Annotated in this window: 15 protein-coding genes; 1 reads left to right on the top strand and 14 read right to left on the bottom strand. The window is 36.2% G+C overall.

Translation table 11 applies throughout. The features are described 5' to 3' along the window. Window positions 1-3 precede the first annotated feature (3 nt). The 10 genes from menB to MKX67_RS10715 form a co-directional block, all read right to left on the bottom strand. Window positions 4-804, bottom strand: a complete 801-nt coding sequence (gene menB, locus MKX67_RS10760; RefSeq protein WP_322909258.1) for a 1,4-dihydroxy-2-naphthoyl-CoA synthase — start codon at window positions 802-804, stop codon at window positions 4-6. A 30-nt stretch (window positions 805-834) separates the two neighbouring features. Next, window positions 835-1,998, bottom strand: coding sequence for an acyl-CoA dehydrogenase family protein (locus tag MKX67_RS10755; protein ID WP_322909257.1), 1,164 nt, complete (start codon window positions 1,996-1,998; stop codon window positions 835-837). A gap of 231 nt (window positions 1,999-2,229) precedes the next feature. Next, window positions 2,230-3,540: a sigma 54-interacting transcriptional regulator gene (locus tag MKX67_RS10750; protein WP_095373466.1), complete on the bottom strand. Its 1,311-nt coding sequence runs from the start codon at window positions 3,538-3,540 to the stop codon at window positions 2,230-2,232. 5 nt (window positions 3,541-3,545) lie between these two features. Next, entirely contained in the window at window positions 3,546-4,010 is a 465-nt protein-coding gene (locus tag MKX67_RS10745) for a hypothetical protein (protein WP_095373467.1), read from the bottom strand. Window positions 4,011-4,027: 17 nt separating this feature from the next. Beyond that, complete coding sequence (locus MKX67_RS10740) at window positions 4,028-4,342, bottom strand: DUF3870 domain-containing protein (RefSeq protein ID WP_095373468.1); 315 nt, start codon at window positions 4,340-4,342, stop codon at window positions 4,028-4,030. A gap of 14 nt (window positions 4,343-4,356) precedes the next feature. Then, on the bottom strand, window positions 4,357-5,574 hold the full coding sequence (locus tag MKX67_RS10735; protein WP_322909673.1) for an acyl-CoA dehydrogenase family protein: 1,218 nt from the start codon (window positions 5,572-5,574) through the stop codon (window positions 4,357-4,359). Between the two features lie 14 nt (window positions 5,575-5,588). Continuing rightward, window positions 5,589-6,776, bottom strand: a complete 1,188-nt coding sequence (locus MKX67_RS10730) for a CaiB/BaiF CoA-transferase family protein (protein WP_322909256.1) — start codon at window positions 6,774-6,776, stop codon at window positions 5,589-5,591. A 295-nt stretch (window positions 6,777-7,071) separates the two neighbouring features. Next, on the bottom strand, window positions 7,072-9,066 hold the full coding sequence (locus MKX67_RS10725) for an LTA synthase family protein (RefSeq protein ID WP_095373470.1): 1,995 nt from the start codon (window positions 9,064-9,066) through the stop codon (window positions 7,072-7,074). A 407-nt stretch (window positions 9,067-9,473) separates the two neighbouring features. Further along, on the bottom strand, window positions 9,474-10,409 hold the full coding sequence (locus MKX67_RS10720; protein WP_095369417.1) for an alpha-L-glutamate ligase: 936 nt from the start codon (window positions 10,407-10,409) through the stop codon (window positions 9,474-9,476). Between the two features lie 160 nt (window positions 10,410-10,569). Further along, window positions 10,570-12,096, bottom strand: coding sequence for a DHA2 family efflux MFS transporter permease subunit (locus MKX67_RS10715; protein WP_095369418.1), 1,527 nt, complete (start codon window positions 12,094-12,096; stop codon window positions 10,570-10,572). Window positions 12,097-12,273: 177 nt separating this feature from the next. Here MKX67_RS10715 and MKX67_RS10710 point away from each other — a divergent pair, with 177 nt between their 5' ends. Continuing rightward, window positions 12,274-13,146: a TetR/AcrR family transcriptional regulator gene (locus MKX67_RS10710; protein ID WP_322909255.1), complete on the top strand. Its 873-nt coding sequence runs from the start codon at window positions 12,274-12,276 to the stop codon at window positions 13,144-13,146. 46 nt (window positions 13,147-13,192) lie between these two features. On the opposite strand, the gene MKX67_RS10705 is transcribed toward MKX67_RS10710, so the two are convergent. The 4 genes from MKX67_RS10705 to MKX67_RS10690 all read right to left on the bottom strand — a co-directional run bounded on the left by MKX67_RS10705 (window position 13,193) and on the right by MKX67_RS10690 (window position 18,463). Further along, a complete protein-coding gene (locus tag MKX67_RS10705; protein WP_095369420.1) occupies window positions 13,193-14,272 on the bottom strand; it encodes a nitric oxide synthase oxygenase in 1,080 nt (359 codons plus the stop codon). 72 nt (window positions 14,273-14,344) lie between these two features. Next, window positions 14,345-15,694: a D-arabinono-1,4-lactone oxidase gene (locus MKX67_RS10700; protein ID WP_322909254.1), complete on the bottom strand. Its 1,350-nt coding sequence runs from the start codon at window positions 15,692-15,694 to the stop codon at window positions 14,345-14,347. Continuing rightward, on the bottom strand, window positions 15,691-16,854 hold the full coding sequence (locus MKX67_RS10695) for an alanine racemase (protein WP_322909253.1): 1,164 nt from the start codon (window positions 16,852-16,854) through the stop codon (window positions 15,691-15,693). Before MKX67_RS10695 ends, MKX67_RS10700 begins: the two co-directional genes overlap by 4 nt. An 85-nt stretch (window positions 16,855-16,939) precedes the next feature. Beyond that, window positions 16,940-18,463, bottom strand: a complete 1,524-nt coding sequence (locus MKX67_RS10690) for a sodium/solute symporter (RefSeq protein ID WP_095369422.1) — start codon at window positions 18,461-18,463, stop codon at window positions 16,940-16,942.

Below are 18,463 nucleotides of genomic sequence, written 5' to 3'. Positions count from 1 at the left end.
CATTTAACTTCTAAACGTAGAAAAATCTACTGGGCGTTTTTCTAGGAAAGCATTTTTTCCTTCCGCTGATTCATTAGATTGATAGAATAATGCTAAATTTGCCATTGACAACTGCGTAATCCCTTGGATATTTGCACTATCTGCATTGAAGGACAGTTTCAACATTTTAATTGCTGTTGGACTTTTTTGCAGTATTTTATGTGCCCAGTCTTCTGACGCCTGCTGTAATTCATGTAATGGTACAACTTTATTCACTAGTCCCATTTCTTTACATTCATCAGCGCTATATTGTTCACATAAGTACCAAATTTCTCTTGCTCTCTTCTCACCAACGATTCTTGCTAAATAGGCAGATCCATATCCTGCATCAAAGCTCCCAACCTTTGGCCCTGATTGCCCAAACTTTGCGGTAGCAGCAGCAATTGTTAAATCACAAACTACATGTAATACGTGGCCCCCACCGATTGCATAGCCATTAACAGCAGCAATAACTGGCTTAGGGATGTTTCTTATCGTTTGATGGAGATTCTCTATTTCAAGGCCAATTCCATTTCCTAGACCACCTTTACCATCATAACCACTTTCTCCATCTTTTTGTTTTTGATCGCCACCTGTACAGAATGCTTTTTCTCCTGTCCCTGTTAAAATCACCACACCAACAGTGTTATCATCCCAAGCTTCACGAAAACACCAAATTAATTCTTTAATCGTTTGTGCTCGAAAGGCATTATAAACTTCTGGTCGGTTAATAGTTATTTTCGCTACGCCATTTTTCTTTTCTAGTATCGTATCTATTAATTCCATTAGTGATTCTCCTTTTCTTCTGATTTGAATTTATATTTTTTGATAAGATCGGAATTCTTTCCCTATAAGGTGTTTGGCGATTACCATTTGGTTTGCTTGGGCTGTTCCATCACCAATCTCTAATCCAATGACATCTCTTAATCGTTGTTCAAATGGCATTTCTTTTGTATAAGCATAGTGCCCATTTAAAAGGAGGCATTCATGAATCGCTTCACTACTATATTTAGGTGCAAGCCACTTAACAGATGCTGCTTCCTTCGTATGTTGTAAACCTTCATCACGCAACCACAGTCCTCGATAAGCTTGCCATTTAACGAGCTCCAGTTGAGTATAATGGTGTACTATCGGAAAAGAGACTGCTTGATTCACAGCTAATGGTTTGCCGAAAGAATGTCTTGTTTTCACATGTTCTATTGTTTCATCCAAACTTTGTGTGGCTGTACCTATACATTGAAGTCCTATTAAAAGCCGGCTTAAATCAAAGCCATTCATCACTTGAGAGAAGCCTTCATTTAGATTACCAATCAAGTATTGCTCAGGAATCATGACATCAGTTAAATAAACGGAGCCTCTACCTATTGGGATATTTCCCATATCTTCATAACCTCTGCAGTCTACTCCTGGTAAATCACTAGGTACAAGAAAAGCGGATATTCCTCTATTTCCGGCAGTTGGGTCGGTTTTAGCAAAAAGAATAAATGCATCCGCCACTGTTGCCACACTAATCCCCGATTTCTCACCATTTAGAATGAAATGATCGCCTTTTCTAATAGCTGTTGATTGTATTCCCCCTGCATCGGTACCTGCTTGTGGCTCAGTAATTGCAATCCCAACAATCGATTTTCCCTGTGCAATTTTCGGAAGCCACTCTGATTTAATAGCATTATTTGCATGAATGGAGAGAATTTCTCCTATTAAAGCATTTAACATTACTGAATAAGTTAAATTAAAATCACCTTTGCCTATTTCTTCAGCAGCAATACCTGTCGTGATACAATCTGCCGCGCTTCCACCATATTTTTCTGGAATACGCAGACCTGTTACACCTAACTCCCCTAGCTCCTCCCATAAATGTCTCGGCGTCTTTTTTTCTCTGTCCCACTTTGTATATTGAGGTAATAATACCTCTTTAGAATATTGTCTTAAAATTTTTCGAAAGTCCTCTTGCTCTTCAGTAAATGAAAATTGTAACATCATCCATCCTCCTCTCAGTTACTATTAAGCAAGAACCATGCCAAATTAGTTTATTTGTTTGAAGCTGTTTATTCAGTTTCATTCTTCTTACTATTGCGAATTTATCTCACTTTTGCGAAATATATTTGCAAAAGTGAGTCATTATACAGTAGATGAACGAGTGTTATCAACAAAAAAAAAAACGTAAACAAATTGGCTCTCTGCCAAAATCTGCTTACGTTTTCTACTTACTTAGGTTTTGATTTGATATTTAGCCATTTTTCTATATAAACTAGCTAAATGAATATTTAATTTTACAGCAGCCATCGTTTTATCTCCATCCGATTTTTCTAAAGCCTCAACAATAGCTTTTTTTTCTGTTTCTTTCACGATCTCTTCTAAGGTTTTTGAAGTATTATTGCTTGGTAAACACTGGGTTTGACTAGTCTGAGTCGCTATTCTTTTCACCATAGCATTGTCGCCTAACTCTTCTCCTAAAGAAAGTGTTACCCCTCTTTCTACCACAGCTTTTAATTCTCTTATATTACCAGGCCATTCATGCTCCATTAAGCATTTTAGCAAATGTGGATGAATCTGATTTACGTTTTTATTTAGTTGTTGATTATATTTATCTAAAAAATAGTGAACAAGCGGTAATATATCTTCTTTTCTGTCTCTTAATGGGGGGATAGGCAGATCAAATACGAATAAACGATAATATAGATCTTGTCTGAATTCCCCTGCCGAGACGAGCTCAAATAGATCTCTATTCGTGGCGGCTATTATCCGAATATCCACTCGCTTTTTTCCTATGGAACCAAGCCTCTCAACTTCCCTCTCCTGCAATACCCTCAATAGCTTTCCTTGTGCAGCTTTAGGCAATTCAGAAATTTCGTCAAGGAACAATGTGCCATTCTGTGCTAGCTCAATTTTTCCTGGCTTGCCTGTTTTTTTCGCTCCACTAAATGCGCCTTCTTCATAACCAAATACTTCAGATTCAAATAATTCTGATGGAATGGCCGCACAATTGACTGCAATAAAAGGGCCTTTTCTCCTTGGACTGGCATGATGAATCGCTTGAGCGAATAATTCTTTACCAGTACCACTTTCACCGGTAATTAAAACTGTGGATGAACTAACAGCTATACGAGCAGCTAGTTCTTTCACTTCTAATAACTTTTGACTTTCACCGATAATATGCGCAAATTCATAATTAGCTGTATGTGTCTTAGGTGTATATTGCTCTTTTTCTTGTAATAAAGAAAGAAACTGTTTTAAAACAGGGAGAGAAATTTCATCTGCTTTTAAAAAAATAGTTAAACGATAATGACCATTTTCTTTATTAACTTTGACGATACAGAGAACCGATAAGATCGTTAGACAGTGAAGTTTGCCAATCAGATAAGGAAAATTACTAACTTCTATCAACTGACCTTTCAATTCTTGTATTGTAATCGCAAACCGTTGGGTAAATATAGGGTTAGCAGTAACCATTCTTCCGTGCTCAGTTACGATTAATATAGGATTTTGATGAGATTGTTCCATCAATGTAATATCCTTCATCTTATTCAACCTCTAGGCCCGAGTAATTGTACCACGAGCTGACCTCTAATGACTTCATGATTATCTTCGTTTATGCATGATACCTTCATCGTCAACCAATGACGTTCGTTATGACAGTCTAGCAAATCTAACTTAGCTGTAATAATTTCGTCACGGTAGACAGGGTCATAAAATAACAGTTCTTTTTGAAGGAGCACACATGGACAACCTGGTAATTTTTCACTAACTACTTGATGGATCAGTCCTTCAATTAACAATGCGGGTACGATTGCTTTATGAAAAGGTTCATCCCATTTCTTATTGTGTAATTGGTAAACAGGGCTATAATCATTTGTTAGTTGCTGACAGCTCAAAATTTCTTCTTCTGTAAATTTTCTTGCTATGGCTGCACTGTCTCCGATCTTAAAACGAATGGTATCCATATCACTCTTCTCCTTTTTTACACGATGATAGGAAAAAGGGGTCTGCATGAAAGCAGCCCCCCTCCTTATTTCATAGATAAAACCATTTCATATTGTGTGTGCACATCTTTTAAAGCAGCTAATATCGCTTGACCCGCTTTGCCTTTATAATGATCTTTTACTCTCTGTATCAAAGGTTCCAAACCATCATTTAAACTATATCCTCTTAATAACTGGCGAATAAATTCTCTTCCATGCTCTGTTGCTAACGTGCATGATGCATCAATGATTACACCATACTTTTGATCCAATTCTAATGTAATTGTAATAGAATCATATAGGTTCCTTGCCGCCATTCCTTGAGGAAGCTTAGCGTGTCCTGCTAGAAAAAATGTATTCATGATAGTTGCTCTCCTTATCTTTGTTGAATTGCCACCTCTTCTTCTTCAAAGGGCCAAGATGGCAGTGGGTTACGCAATGGCTTATCTTCACGATAGCCTAGTGCATATTCACCTTGCATAACGGTATGAATTTCTCTCGTTCCTTCGTAAATAACCGGAGCTTTTGAATTTCTCAAGTATCTTTCTACGGGGTATTCATCTGAATAACCATAAGCACCATGGACTTGTACCGCATCATTTGCCGCCTCAAACGCAGCATCACACGCAATCCATTTGGCTAAGGACGTTTCTTTTGTATTTCTCTTACCAGCATTTTTCAGCGATCCAGCTTTGAAAACAAGTAGGCGTGAAATTTCTAGGTTAGCAGTCATCTTAGCAATCATTTGTTGAACAAGTTGATGCTTTCCTATCTCTTTACCAAATGTTTTTCTTTCATGACAATATTTCACACTTGCTTCTAAACTAGCAGCGATTAAGCCTACTGCACCAGCAGCTACTGTGAATCGACCATTATCTAAAGCTGACATGGCGATTTTGAAGCCTTCCCCTTCCTCACCTAAACGGTTGGCTACTGGTACTTTTACATCAGATAAGAACACTTCTCCAGTATTACCCGCTCGTATACCTAACTTTCCTTTAATGGCCTTTGTTTCTACTCCTGCAAATGTTCTCTCAACGATAAAAGCTGTGATACCTTTATGAGCTGCATCATGATCTGTTTTAGCAAATACAAGAAAGTGATCAGCAACATCACAAAGTGAAATCCAAGTCTTTGATCCGTTTAAAATATAATAATCACCATCTTTTTTCGCTGTCGAATTCATTGTTGCTACATCTGATCCAGCATTCGGTTCAGTAAGACCAAAAGCACCTATTTTTACACCTTTTGCTTGAGGAACTAAATATTTTTGCTTTTGTTCTTCAGTTCCCCATTGCAATAAGGTCATACTATTTAATCCAGTATGAACAGACACTGCTGTTCTATATGCTGTATCCCCTCTTTCTAATTCCTCACATACAATTGCTAGGGTGTTATAATCCATCCCCGCCCCGCCGTATTGCTCAGGAATACATACACCCATTAATTGAAGTTCTGACAGCCTTTCTAAAATACGAGGTTCAAAATGTTGTTTACGATCCCACTCTTGAATATTTGGCATAATTTCATTGTCAACGAACCGTCTCACTAATTTTTTTACACTTTCTTGTTCTTCTGTTAATTCGAAATTCATCATCATAATTCCTCCTATATCACTTGATTTTTTTTCATTTCTTTTATTTCAGCTCTGGTATATCCCACTCTCTGTAATATTTCGGCTGTCTGTTCCCCATAAAGCGGCGGATGATGTCTTACTTTGACCGGAGATTTTGACAGCTTTAATGGAGAACCTGTTAATTTCAACGACGGTATATGAGGATGATTGCCCTCTATCACCATCTCTCTTGCCAGAACTTGTGGATCATTAAACATTTCGCTAATTGTATGAATTGGACCGTTCGGAATCGCATGTTCATCAAATAAACGCTTCCAATTTTGTTTTGAATTTTTTAACAACTCTCGTTGAAGAATTGGTATTAGCGAACTACGATTTTCAACGCGACTACGATTGGTGGCATACCGTTTATCGTTTATCAACTCAGCTAATTCTAAAATATTACAGAAACGGGCAAATTGTTGATCGTTGCCAACAGCAATGACCATTTCTCCATCAGCCACCGTAAATACTTGATATGGGGCTATATTTGGATGGCGATTACCTAACCGCTTAGGTTCTGTTTGACCGACCAAATAATTACTCGCTACATTAACTAAAGCCGATATTTGACAATCTAATAATGCTATATCAATCTCTTGACCTTCTCCAGTGTGCTGACGGTGTTGTAATGCACTTAATATTCCAATACAAGTATATAATCCTGTAATCACATCAGAAATGGCAACACCAACTTTCATTGGTGAGCCAGCTTCCTCTCCGGTAATATTCATTAAACCACTCATTGCTTGAATGATGTAATCATACCCAGGTAGATCTTTATATGGGCCACTTTGACCAAACCCTGTAATAGAAGCTAAAATAATTTTACTGTTCCATTCATTTAACTGCTCGTATCCAAGTCCCCATTTATCTAATGTACCAGTCTTAAAATTCTGTACTACGATATCAGCGTCTATTACTAATTGACGAAAAACCTCCTTCCCTTCTTCAGCTTTTAAGTTCAATGTCATACTCTCTTTATTTCTGTTTGCACATAAATAATAAGCGCTTTCACCTTCAACAAAAGGAGGTCCCCAGAATCTTGTTTCATCTCCATTCTGATGATGTTCAATTTTAATGACTTCTGCACCTAAATCACCAAGTATCATCGTACAGAATGGTCCTGCTAACACCCGTGATAGGTCGATAATCTTAACCCCTTCTAATGCAAGCCCCATCTTTTATACACTCCATTTCTACAACAATAAAATAGAGTCAGCAAAATAAACTTTCCTCCGAAAAGTTTACTCTACTGACTCCAATTCACGGCTTGTTTTTCGGCAAGAAAAATCAAGTGAATCATTGTCAATGATTTTCATATTCAAAATTCAAAAAGGGAAACCATTTTTGCAGTAAGGTAATTACTGTCATTGGTTTATATATTATATAATAATTAAAATTTTTAAAAAATTCAATAGTTTTTGAAAAAATAACGTGAAATAATAAAAAGAGGAGCACTAATGGCTCCTCTTTTTATTCTCTAATCATATCGTTTGAGTTTGTACTTGATTCAGTGTCAGTAAACAACTTTTTAAAGTCAGCATAATCATAATCTGATCGATTTACAGGAGTGAAATTCTCTGGTTCATAGAATCGAAGTAAATCAGCATTGACGACTTTATCTGAATATGCGAGCTTTTGCTCAACATTTTCATTCATCTCATCGCCTTTTGCAATAACTTCTTCATCTTCTATTAGTTCACCTGTATTTGAATCGTAATATTTTCCACCGATAGCTGTAATAGTTGGACTAACAAAATCTCCATTTCTAAACGGTATTAAATCATCATGTTCTTTTGAGAAAATATCAGTTCCAAAGTGAATATACTCTTTCGAATCGATACCAAGTAAATGTAATAACGTTGGTTTTAAATCAATTTGGCCTGCATATTCATGGTTCGTTCCACCTTCCATCCCTGGGACACGAATGAATAAAGGCACACGTTGTAAACTTGTATCAAGAAAATCATTATACTCTGTATCTAATACTTGTTCCATTGCTTTCTTATGGCTACTTGAAATTCCATAATGGTCACCATACATAACGATAATTGAATTATCATAGAGTCCTGATTCTTTAAGATAATTAAAGAACTCTTCAAGTGCTTCATCCGCATATCTTGCCGTTTGGAAATAATTATCCACAGATGGATCGCCAGTTGTATGTTTATCAATTGTCGCTTCTTCTTCATCTAATGGATACGGATAGTGATGAGTTACGGTAATAAACTTCGAATAGAAAGGTTGTGGTAATTCATCCAAATAAGCTTCTGATTGCTCAAAGAATGGTTTATCCATTAATCCATAGTCAGTTAAGTTATCTGAATTCATATCAAAATAACTTGCATCATAAAAACGGTCATAGCCAAATCCTTTATATATCTCATTCCTGTTCCAGAATGTCCCATTATTTCCATGGAATACTGCAGACGTATAGCCTTTTTCTTTTAAAATGGCTGGTGCTGCATGGAATGTATTCATTCCTTTTGTAGTAAAAGCAGAACCTTGTGGTAACCCGTATAACGAGTTTTCAAGCATAAATTCTGCATCAGCTGTTTTTCCTTGAGCTGTTTGATGGAAGAAGTTATCAAAATAAGTTGTGTTTTCTTCTTCAATTAATGAATTGAGAAATGGTGTAACTTCTTCTCCATGCAATTCATAGTTCATTAAGAAAGTTTGAATGGATTCCAAGTGAAGATATATCACATTCATATCCTTCCCAATACCGAATGTTTCTGGATTTGGTTCAGCATAATTAGATTGCGTAAAGTTCACGACTTCGGTTGTATCATTGCTATCTGCCATAACCCTTTGAGCTGATGCTTTCGTACTTTGTACTGCATCATAAATAGTATAATTGTACATACCGAGATATTTAACAATATAGTTTCTATCAAACCCACGTGTTAATAATTGTGGTCGATCTGCTTCAGCCAGTCCTAGGTTTGCACATGAGATTGCTAACCCTAAAGATAATACGGCAACCATGCGTCTCTTACCATAATCTTTCTTCTCGATCTTAACAAATTTAAATGCTAATAGACCAATTAAGAAAAGGATGTCTATAAAGAATAAGAAATCATATGGGCGTAGTAGAGTGGTTACACTTTTACTAACATCTGCAAAGTTCTGTGTCATTGTTAATGTTGGTAATGTAATAAAATCCGTAAATGAACGATAATATACCACATTCGCATATAACAAGAATGACATTATGCTGTATATCACTAATGTCGCAATATACTTTCGTCTTCCTTTAAAAAATAAAGCTAAACTAAGAAAGATCAACGATGACCCTAAAGGATTTAAAAATAAGAGAAATTGCTGTATTGGGCTGTCAACCCCGAGATTAAATTGAGTTAATTGTGTTATATACGTTTTCATCCAAAGGAAGAATACAGCTAACATAAAGAAGCCAATATATTTATCGAAGAATAAACTTTGACCTTTTTTAGATAAATTATCCATTATTGCACCTACCTTCTAGCACATTATTATAACATGCTTTTAAAAAAATTCTATAAGCAATTGGTAATAAAAACCCTTTTCTTACCAACTACTTTCCTCGTTTGTATTGAACAATAGCATATTATGATTATAGTCGATAATTATGAACGTTCTATGACAATGTAAATTTTTCTTTAAACTTAACGCTATCACGAGTTATAAATATACTCTTTTTTGAGCAAATGTCAAGAAATAACCTTAAAGTCCTCCATAATCAAGAGCTGCTTAAAATTAAGCAGCCCTTAGATGTATTACCTAACATTTCAGTATTACTGACATACACATTTTGAATTAGCATATGTCATTCTATTTAGAACTGTTCATAGAAAAATGGACTAGCTTCATTAGTATATGATGGCTAACATGAATTATGCTAGCTTCAACTGTTCCTTCAAAAACGTTGCTAGTTGTAACATGCCGTATTTACCTGCAATTGCTTCAGCGTCTGCATTATAATTCGTATTTGTATTGATGTCATACGTATAAACGTTACCATCACCATCTTTTATAAATTCAATCCCTGCTACATCAATTCCTGCATATTCAAGAAATTTCTCATATTTAACCATTTGTTCAGTATCCACTTCTTCAGTAATTTCGAATTTAGGACGTATCTGTGGCTCTTCTCCCACTGGACAAAAAGCATCGCCAATTTGACAAGCATCTGCCGGACATAATTCAAAGCCTTCTGAAGTATCAACATTTACAGCATAATAAAACTTCCCGCCAATGAACTCTGCCCTTGTAATTATCTGATCCTCCGACTTTATATATTGCTGAATAAGAGTAATCCCATCAACAGGTTCTTCGAAGGAATTGCTATTAACATACGTTCTTAAAGAATCGATTGTTTGGAATAACTGCACACCTAAACCTTTTCCTGCACGATTGTGTTTCGTTATAAAAGGAGTGGTTCCTATTTTTTCAGCTGCAGTTATAATATTTTCTTTCCCAACTGCTCCAATTGTTTTTGGTGTTTTAATCCCGCTTTTTTCTAGTAGAGCATATTGTTTCACTTTACTCACCTCTAACGAAAGTGCGTTACTCCCATTTAACACTTGTCTACCGTGACTTTCTAACCATGTAATCACACTTGCTGCTAATTCTGGAGCGAAACGATGCCCTCTCGTGTGAGATGAAGCACTCATGCGATTATAAAACACACCTTCTGGTGGTGTAGAATTTAAATCAATTATTCCCTCATGTAAGTGCCATGTTTCGTAAGGTACTTGTAATTCATCTAATCTTCTTGTCAAATGGTCTGTCCATTCATCATTCTCGTGAATAATATATATCTTTTTCAAAGAAAACACTTCCTTTTAATAAAAACTATTATGTATGGTACCTATTATTTCACGGGTATCAGAAATTCGCAATTATTTCGTATAAAGATGCAATTAATCATACTTTAACAAAATCAAAAAAAATGACTGTGAGATGAGGATCTCCAGTCACTTTATTCTATCATCTTGACGATTCTGTTTCATTTAAAGGTCCCGTTTCTAATGCTTCAGTCTGTTCTTCGGGATCTTTTGCAGGTACTGAGCGTTTCATAAAGAAGACGAGAATCAACGCTATAACCGAAATAAAAGTTGAAACAAAAAAGGCAAAATTAATCCCGTCTAATGTAGATTGCAACCCAATTTGTATCATCGCTTCTTGAGATAGTTCTCCTCCACCATTTTCACGTAGAGTAGTTTTTGCTAAATCTTCTCCGACTGCGTTTGCTTTATTAGACATAATTGTAATAAGCAACGCTGTACCAATGGCACCAGATACCTGATTAAGTGTATTATTCATCGCCGTACCATGGGGATAAAACCGTGGTGGTAATTGATTCAAACCGTTTGTAGACACAGGCATCATTACCATTGACATACCGAACATTCTAATCGTATGTAATACCATAATATGAATTGCTCCTGTATCCATACCAAGACGACTAAAAAAGAAAGTCGAGATTGTCATAATGCTTAAGCCGGTTAAAGCTAATATTTTCCCACCGAATTTATCAAATAACTTTCCAGTTAGGGGTGACATTGCTGCCATTACTAATGCACCTGGCAGCATCATTAAACCGGCATCAAAAGGGGCAATACCTCGGATATTCTGTACATAGATAGGAATGAGTAGCATCCCTGAGAACATCGCCATATTCACAACCATTGTAATAATCGTTGAGAGAGTAAACATTGGAAATTGAAAAACACCAAAGTTTAACATTGGTTCTTTTTGCTTGTTTTGTCTAATTATAAAAATGAATAGAGAAATAGCACCGACAATGATGGTTAAATAAACGTTTGCAGCACTCCATCCATCATTACCTGCTGAGCTGAATCCATATAAAATACCACCAAACCCAATACTAGACAATAATAATGAAAGAAAATCTAATTTAATTGATTGCTTTTCTTTTTTATCTCTTAACCATATAAAGCCTAATAGTAAAACGATAATTGCAATTGGAGAAATAAAATGAAACAACATTCGCCAATCATAATTTTCGACAATCCACCCTGACAATGTTGGACCTATCGCTGGGGCTGCCATTAATATTAAACCAAATATCCCCATCGCAGAACCACGCTTTTCAACAGGGAAAGAAACGAGCATCACATTCATTAGAACAGGCATTAATATAGCCGAACCAGAAGCCTGCATCATTCTTCCTATAAGTAACATGCTAAAAATATCGGCAAATCCAGCTACAAATGTTCCTAATGTGAACATAAGCATCGCAAATAAAAACAAAATACGAACACTATATTTACGGATTAAGAACGCAGTTGCAGGGATTAAGACCCCATTTACTAACATATAGCCAGTTGTTAGCCACTGGACAGTAGCTGTATCTACATTCAAATCCTCCATGATTGATGGTAAGGCGATATTTAATAGAGTATTGTTTAAAAACGCAATAAACGCACCCACCATTAGGATTGCTAATAATCCATAGGGTGGTGTATTTGAATTTTGGTGATTTGCGGTCATTGTTTCCCCTCCCTATACACATTGTTCAATTGTTTATACCACTATTTCACGTAGGACTTATCATAACTGATATGATTAGTGAATGCAATCATTATATTTCGCTTTGCGAATTTTTTCTTAGGAGAATTTTATGTTATGATACTAATTATTTAAAACTTAAAAATAAGGTGATATTTTTTGAAGGACAGAAAATTACATGTCATTCATTTAGCTCATGAATTATTTATTGAAAAAGGATTTCAAGCTACTTCTATCCAAGATATATTATCTTATACAGGTATATCTAAAGGTACATTCTATAATTACTTTTCATCAAAAACAGAATTACTAATGGCCATCTTTAAAGATAGTTACAAACTGATGGAAAAGGAGAGAGATGCTTTACTTATCGGCAAAAGCCCACAAAGTATTGATGTTTTCAAGCAGCAAGTGGAACAGCAAGTCATGTTTAATCATAAACATCAGCTCATCTCCTTATTTGATGAAATGTTCATATCAGATGACATAGAACTTAAAGCATTTATAAGAAAAGGTCAGCTCCAGACAATTAAGTGGATTTATTACCGTTTTATTGATCTGTTTGGAGAGAATCGGCGAGCATACCTTCTTGATATGTCAATTATCTTCCTTGGTATTCTTCATCAGTTGAGCAAATATTATACTGAATTATTCCAATCATCGGTCAGTATTACTAAGGTTGTTCAATATAGTGTTGAGAGAATTGTAGAAATGACAAATCAAGTTGCGACAAAAGAAGTTCAACTATTCTCACCTTCTTTAATCGATACAGAGATCAATGATTTATTAGGTACTGAAACACAGGATGAAATTAAGTATTTATGTGAACTTATCTTAGAAACGGAAGCACTAACTAAGGACGAAGAATTATTGATACAGTTTATTCAAGACGAACTCCTTTTAAGAAAAAAACCAAGGAAGTTTCTTATTGATAGTGCCTTAGAGACATTAAAACGGACAGATTCAATTTGTAATAAAAGTAGTATAATACGGCTTCAGTCTATTGTTCACAACACTTCTTCCCCATCATAAAAAAGATAGATATTCTAACCATTTAGGGTAGAGTATCTATCTTTTTTTAATAAGGTTTATGCTGATAATAAAAATTGGGTGACTTACTTACATTTTTATAAGGTTTATGAAAAATGTGAGTAGTAGCTGGTGATAAAGGGGGAATAAGCCAAGTCCAATCTCCAGTGACTTCTCTCTTGTGTTTTCTTTCCTTCGTTTCAAATTGTTTGAATTGTTCTGCAGCCGTATGATGATCTACAATACTAACTCCGGCCCGTCGAAAAGAATGCATGACAGCTAAATTTAATTCGATTAATGCACGATCTTTCCAAAGTGAAGCATTCGAGCGAATATTTAACTCTAACAATTCTGCTATAATAGGTAACTGATTGTACCTATCTTCATCTGCTAAATTTCTAGCACCTATTTCTGTCCCCATATACCAACCGTTAAAAGGTGCCGCTTCATAAATAAGACCGCCTATTTCCATTTTCATATCAGCAATGATGGGGATTCCATACCATTTTAACTGTAATTCTTTAAACCAAGTATATTCGGGGTGTTCGATTTCTACCTCAACAATTAATTCTGTCGGTATCGTAAACCATTTGGGTTCTTCATTGTTCTTTTGAATAACAAGCGGTAATATATCGAAATGACTATAGGTTGGCTCCCACCCTAGCTCGATGCACTTTTTTGTAAATTCAATAGAAGATGAATCACCTAATATACCATCTTTGGTGTCATATCCAGCATATCTAATCAATTGGTGATTCCATATACGAAAGGTTGTATCACTTTCGTTACTTGGAAATACAGTAATAAAAGGTTTAATTTTCCCACTATTCGTCGCTAGTTTTATGTGCTCAAAAAGCGCCTTTGCTACTTCCTCTTCTGTGTTACATAATCTCTTATCGATGACTTGAAGTGTTTCCCAAAAGAAACGGCCTATACAACGATTACTATTACGCCATGCAAGTTTGCTACCATAAGCCAATTCTTCCTGTAATTGCGTATATGTTCCAGTTGATTCTATTTCATCAAATATCATACTTAATCTTCTATCCGCTTGTTCTTTTGTTTGCCTTGTTTCTTCGTAAAACTGATAAATAAATTCCTGAGCTTTTTGAAATAGTTCTTTAGACAAGATAGACTGAATCCTCCTGAATGTAGATTCGATAATACTATCTTACCATATCCCTTTCGTATATTAGAAAAATCATGGCTTTTCTGTCATTGTTTCTTTCCCGTACATGTTGCCCTTTTCAATATGAAACAACTTCGCCAAATAGGGATTGACAAATAAATGGTTTGGATCAAGTTTTGCTCTCCAAATAAGGAATTCTCTTAGGTGGCTGTATTTACGAGTCAACTCTGAAACCTTTGCTTGATGAATCTTCCCCCAATGAGGACGCCCATTATACTTATTCATAATTGCTTCCATATCGTTAAAATAGGTTTCATATGGCATACCTTTAAACATATGAAAAGCAATATAAGCTGAATCTCTCCCAAAAGATGGGCTTAACCAAATATTGTCTCTTTTCACGACGCGACATTCGATTGGAAAATGGACCTTGTATTGCTGCTCTTCTATCTTTTTCCTTATTTCATCGAGACAAGCAACCATATGCTCTAACGGAATGGCATACTCCATTTCAACAAACTTTACTTTTCGTGGAGTAGCAAATAAATCATAACTTGGCGCATATTGCTCACTATCACTAATGGCTTTTGCGCTTATACGACTAACTGGTTTCGTTAGATTTGGCCATTTGCGACATAAGACAGATAGAAAACCAAATATATAATTCTCCATTATCATACTTTCCATCTTACGCCATTTTCTTTTCCTCGGCTTCTTGTCTGTTATATTCATTGTTTTTATTTGCACATGGTTAGAAAAGGGGAATAAGAAGCATTCAAAATGGCGATTGTGTTGGATATATAAACTAATATGAGACTTTAAATCACTATAAAGTATTTTCCTACTTTTATAAACATAGGTCGGTGCTTGAATGACCTTTAATTTCACCTTTACAACGATGCCCAACAACCCTAACGAAACGAGCGATGCATCGTACAATTGTGAGTTTACATGACGAGAGATTAACAGTTCCTCTCCTCCTGCTGTAATCATCACTAGTTCTTCAACTTGTGTAGAAATATTGCCGAATTTCATACCTGTCCCGTGTGTACCAGTTGATATTGCGCCGGCAATACTTTGCGTATTTATATCACCAAGGTTTTCTTGGGCCCAACCTTTCTCACCTAAGTATTTGCCGATTTCATATAATTTGGTACCACCATATACCTCTACTAAACCTTGGTCCTCATCAAAAGAAATCATACCTGATAAACGGTCTAATGAAACGAACCACTCTTCGGTTTGAATTAGATTTGTGAAAGAATGTCCAGATCCTACCACTCTAATCTTCTTCTTTTCCTTTCTTGCATTATTTATAACTTTTATGACATCCTCTATGCTTTGTGGAAAAAATAGTTGCTCAGCATTGAATTGTACATTTTCTGCCCAGTTACGGATAGATGCGAGCGAAGTTTTTCTCATAGGAAACACATCCCTTCCCCTCTATACGTTTTTACAGTTGATGTAGATTGACTTTCCGAGTAGCAATGAATCTCTGTGAACCTTTCACATACCTCCCCAGCTTTCGCAGCTCTAAAAACAACTGCACTTCCTATGGATAAACGTTCTTTTGAATAAGACAATGGTGTTTGCACCTCGCCAGCACCTTCCATTGATAAAAGTCTCATGCCATATGGATATACGGGAAGTGGCATCCTCGTTTGATCAGTAACACCGGAAGCAATGTAACCTCCGCCGAGACATGTATATATATCCGCTTTCGCTTGACGAACAATAGGTATGGCAAAGAAGAGAGCAGGTTCATATTTAATCTCTTGATAATAATCAAAAAGAAGTGGTGAATAAAAGCCTGACCCGACAGTAATTTCCGACACTTGTTCGTCTGTTGCCGTATAATGGATACTACCAGTCCCGCCACCATTCACTAAAGCAGGTGTATACCCTTTTTGTAGTAAAGCTGTAATGATTGCTTCCCTCTTCCGTTTTACTTCTCGCTTTGCTTTTTGTTTCATTAAACGGATAATGGTATTTTTCCCATATGAATGCGGGACGTTATCACCAACGCCAGCAATTTGTGCTTCATATCCCATGATTCCCTTCCAGTGAAGCACATCACTAGCATGAATAGCTTCTACTATAGCTAGGACCTCAGAGGAGCTCCTTAAAGAAGAACGTCGAACCCCAAAATGAAATCCAAAAATATTTGTACTCATATCTATATCTACACAAATTGAAAACTGGCCATTTACAGACTTTGCTAGTTTTATTAAATAATCAACATGCGCTAAAGAATCGACCATGACAGTTATTTCTTTAGGATGCTCTCGAGCAATTAGCATTAGAGAATTTTCATCCATACTTGGGTATCCAAGCAAAATGTCATTAAAACCATCTTTCACTAATACTAAGCTCTCATCAGCAGAATAAGTCATAATACCTTGATAGCATTCATTTGAAGCTAAAATACGCTTGATTACATCAATGGAACGAATAGACTTTGTTGCTACTCTTATTTTTTTGCCTTTTGCATGCATTGCGATGACCTGGCAGTTTCGATCAAGAGCATCTAAATCTAATATAAGTGCACGCTTCGATAAATTTTCTATTCTTTCCATATCCATTAAATCCCCACCACCATTATTTCGCAAAATATAAGAAAAGCGACTTTCTAATGGAAAGCCGCTCTTGTGCGTTGTATTAAAAATATTATTTAACACCTGTATTCGCTTTAACAGTTACTTCAGCATATTTCTTCTCATCTCGTTTATTTGAAACAACTGCACCAATATAGGCTGCTAGAAATCCTGCTGGAACTGATATGATTGCCGGGTTGGTTAATGGAAATATTGGATCACCAACAAGGATTGCTGTTCCTTCAGGGCTCAATACACTTGGACTAATAGCTACTAGAACAAGTGCAGTAACGAGACCGGTAACCATTCCTGAAATGGCACCCGCTGTGTTGAACTTCTTCCAGTATATTGTATAAATGATAACTGGAAGGTTCGCACTTGCTGCCACACAGAAAGCTAAAGATACTAAGAAGGCAACATTTAACGTTTGCGCAAATAGGGCAAGAATAATCGAAAGTACAGAAACACCAATGGAAGCATATCTTGCGGCTAGCATTTGCTCTCTCTCAGTTGCTTTACCTTTTTTAATAATTTGCCCATAAATATCATGTGCGAAGGCTGAAGCTCCTGAAAGCACAAGCCCAGCAACGACGGCAAGAATGGTTGCAAAAGCAACGGCAGAAACGAATGACATTAGGAAGTCTCCACCAAGTGCTTCAGCTAATAGAGGTGCTGCCATATTACCAGCTGCATTTGCTGCAACGATATCTTGTGAGCCTACAAACGCTGCAGCTCCAAATCCTAGGAAGATCGTTAAGATATAGAATATTCCTACAATCCAAGTAGCTGTGACAACAGAACTTCTCGCTGTTTTAGCATCTTTCACTGTGAAAAACCTCATCAAAATATGAGGAAGTCCAGCAGTACCTAATACAAGAGCGACCATCATTGACAATGTGTCAACACCGTTCGTATATTTCACACCTGGGTTTAAATAAGATTCACCGTGGGATGTTACCGTTTTCATTTGCTCAAACATACCGAGAATATTAAAGTTAAACTCTTTTAATACAAGGAATGAAATAATGACTGTTCCTATCATTAATAGTGCTGCTTTAATAATTTGAACCCAACTAGTTGCCGTCATTCCGCCAAATAAAACATAAGTTGTCATCATGACACCAACGATTACAACAGCAATCCAGTAATCAATACCCAACAATAATTGTATAAGTGCACCAGCTCCAACTAATTGAGCAATCATATAGAAAATAACAATCGTTAACGTACTAATTGCTGCGACTCCTCGAACTTTCTTTTCACTAAATCTGGCACTAATCATATCAGCAATTGTATATTTACCCAAATTTCTAAGTGGTTCCGCAACTATATATAATACGACTAAATAGGCTACTAAGTATCCAATAGAATAGAAGAAACCATCAAACCCGAATAATGCAATCGCGCCCGCAATACCTAAAAAGGAAGCGGCTGATAAATAATCACCAGCAATCGCTAAGCCATTCTGCCAACCGGTTAATCCCCCTCCGGCTGTATAAAACTCACTTGCTGTATTCGTGCGTTTTGCTGCCCAATAAGTGACCACCAATGTCATTGCTACGATTAATACGAATAAAGTTAAACCAATTCCACTCAT

It is taken from the genome of Cytobacillus sp. FSL W7-1323 (assembly GCF_038595015.1).
GTDB classification, from domain to species: domain Bacteria; phylum Bacillota; class Bacilli; order Bacillales; family Cytobacillaceae; genus Cytobacillus; species Cytobacillus kochii.
Note: the sequence above shows the minus strand (reverse complement) of the source record. Positions and strands in the feature narration are given on the sequence as shown.

Bases quoted from the DNA above. Each gene is read 5' to 3' on its own strand.
- menB (WP_322909258.1), bottom strand. From the start codon at position 804: ATGGAATTAATAGATACGATACTAGAAAAGAAAAATGGCGTAGCGAAA.
- MKX67_RS10755 (WP_322909257.1), bottom strand. From the start codon at position 1,998: ATGTTACAATTTTCATTTACTGAAGAGCAAGAGGACTTTCGAAAAATT.
- MKX67_RS10750 (WP_095373466.1), bottom strand. From the start codon at position 3,540: ATGAAGGATATTACATTGATGGAACAATCTCATCAAAATCCTATATTA.
- MKX67_RS10745 (WP_095373467.1), bottom strand. From the start codon at position 4,010: ATGCAGACCCCTTTTTCCTATCATCGTGTAAAAAAGGAGAAGAGTGAT.
- MKX67_RS10740 (WP_095373468.1), bottom strand. From the start codon at position 4,342: ATGAATACATTTTTTCTAGCAGGACACGCTAAGCTTCCTCAAGGAATG.
- MKX67_RS10735 (WP_322909673.1), bottom strand. From the start codon at position 5,574: ATGAATTTCGAATTAACAGAAGAACAAGAAAGTGTAAAAAAATTAGTG.
- MKX67_RS10730 (WP_322909256.1), bottom strand. From the start codon at position 6,776: ATGGGGCTTGCATTAGAAGGGGTTAAGATTATCGACCTATCACGGGTG.
- MKX67_RS10725 (WP_095373470.1), bottom strand. From the start codon at position 9,066: ATGGATAATTTATCTAAAAAAGGTCAAAGTTTATTCTTCGATAAATAT.
- MKX67_RS10715 (WP_095369418.1), bottom strand. From the start codon at position 12,096: ATGACCGCAAATCACCAAAATTCAAATACACCACCCTATGGATTATTA.
- MKX67_RS10700 (WP_322909254.1), bottom strand. From the start codon at position 15,694: ATGAGAAAAACTTCGCTCGCATCTATCCGTAACTGGGCAGAAAATGTA.
- MKX67_RS10695 (WP_322909253.1), bottom strand. From the start codon at position 16,854: ATGGATATGGAAAGAATAGAAAATTTATCGAAGCGTGCACTTATATTA.
- MKX67_RS10690 (WP_095369422.1), bottom strand. From the start codon at position 18,463: ATGAGTGGAATTGGTTTAACTTTATTCGTATTAATCGTAGCAATGACA.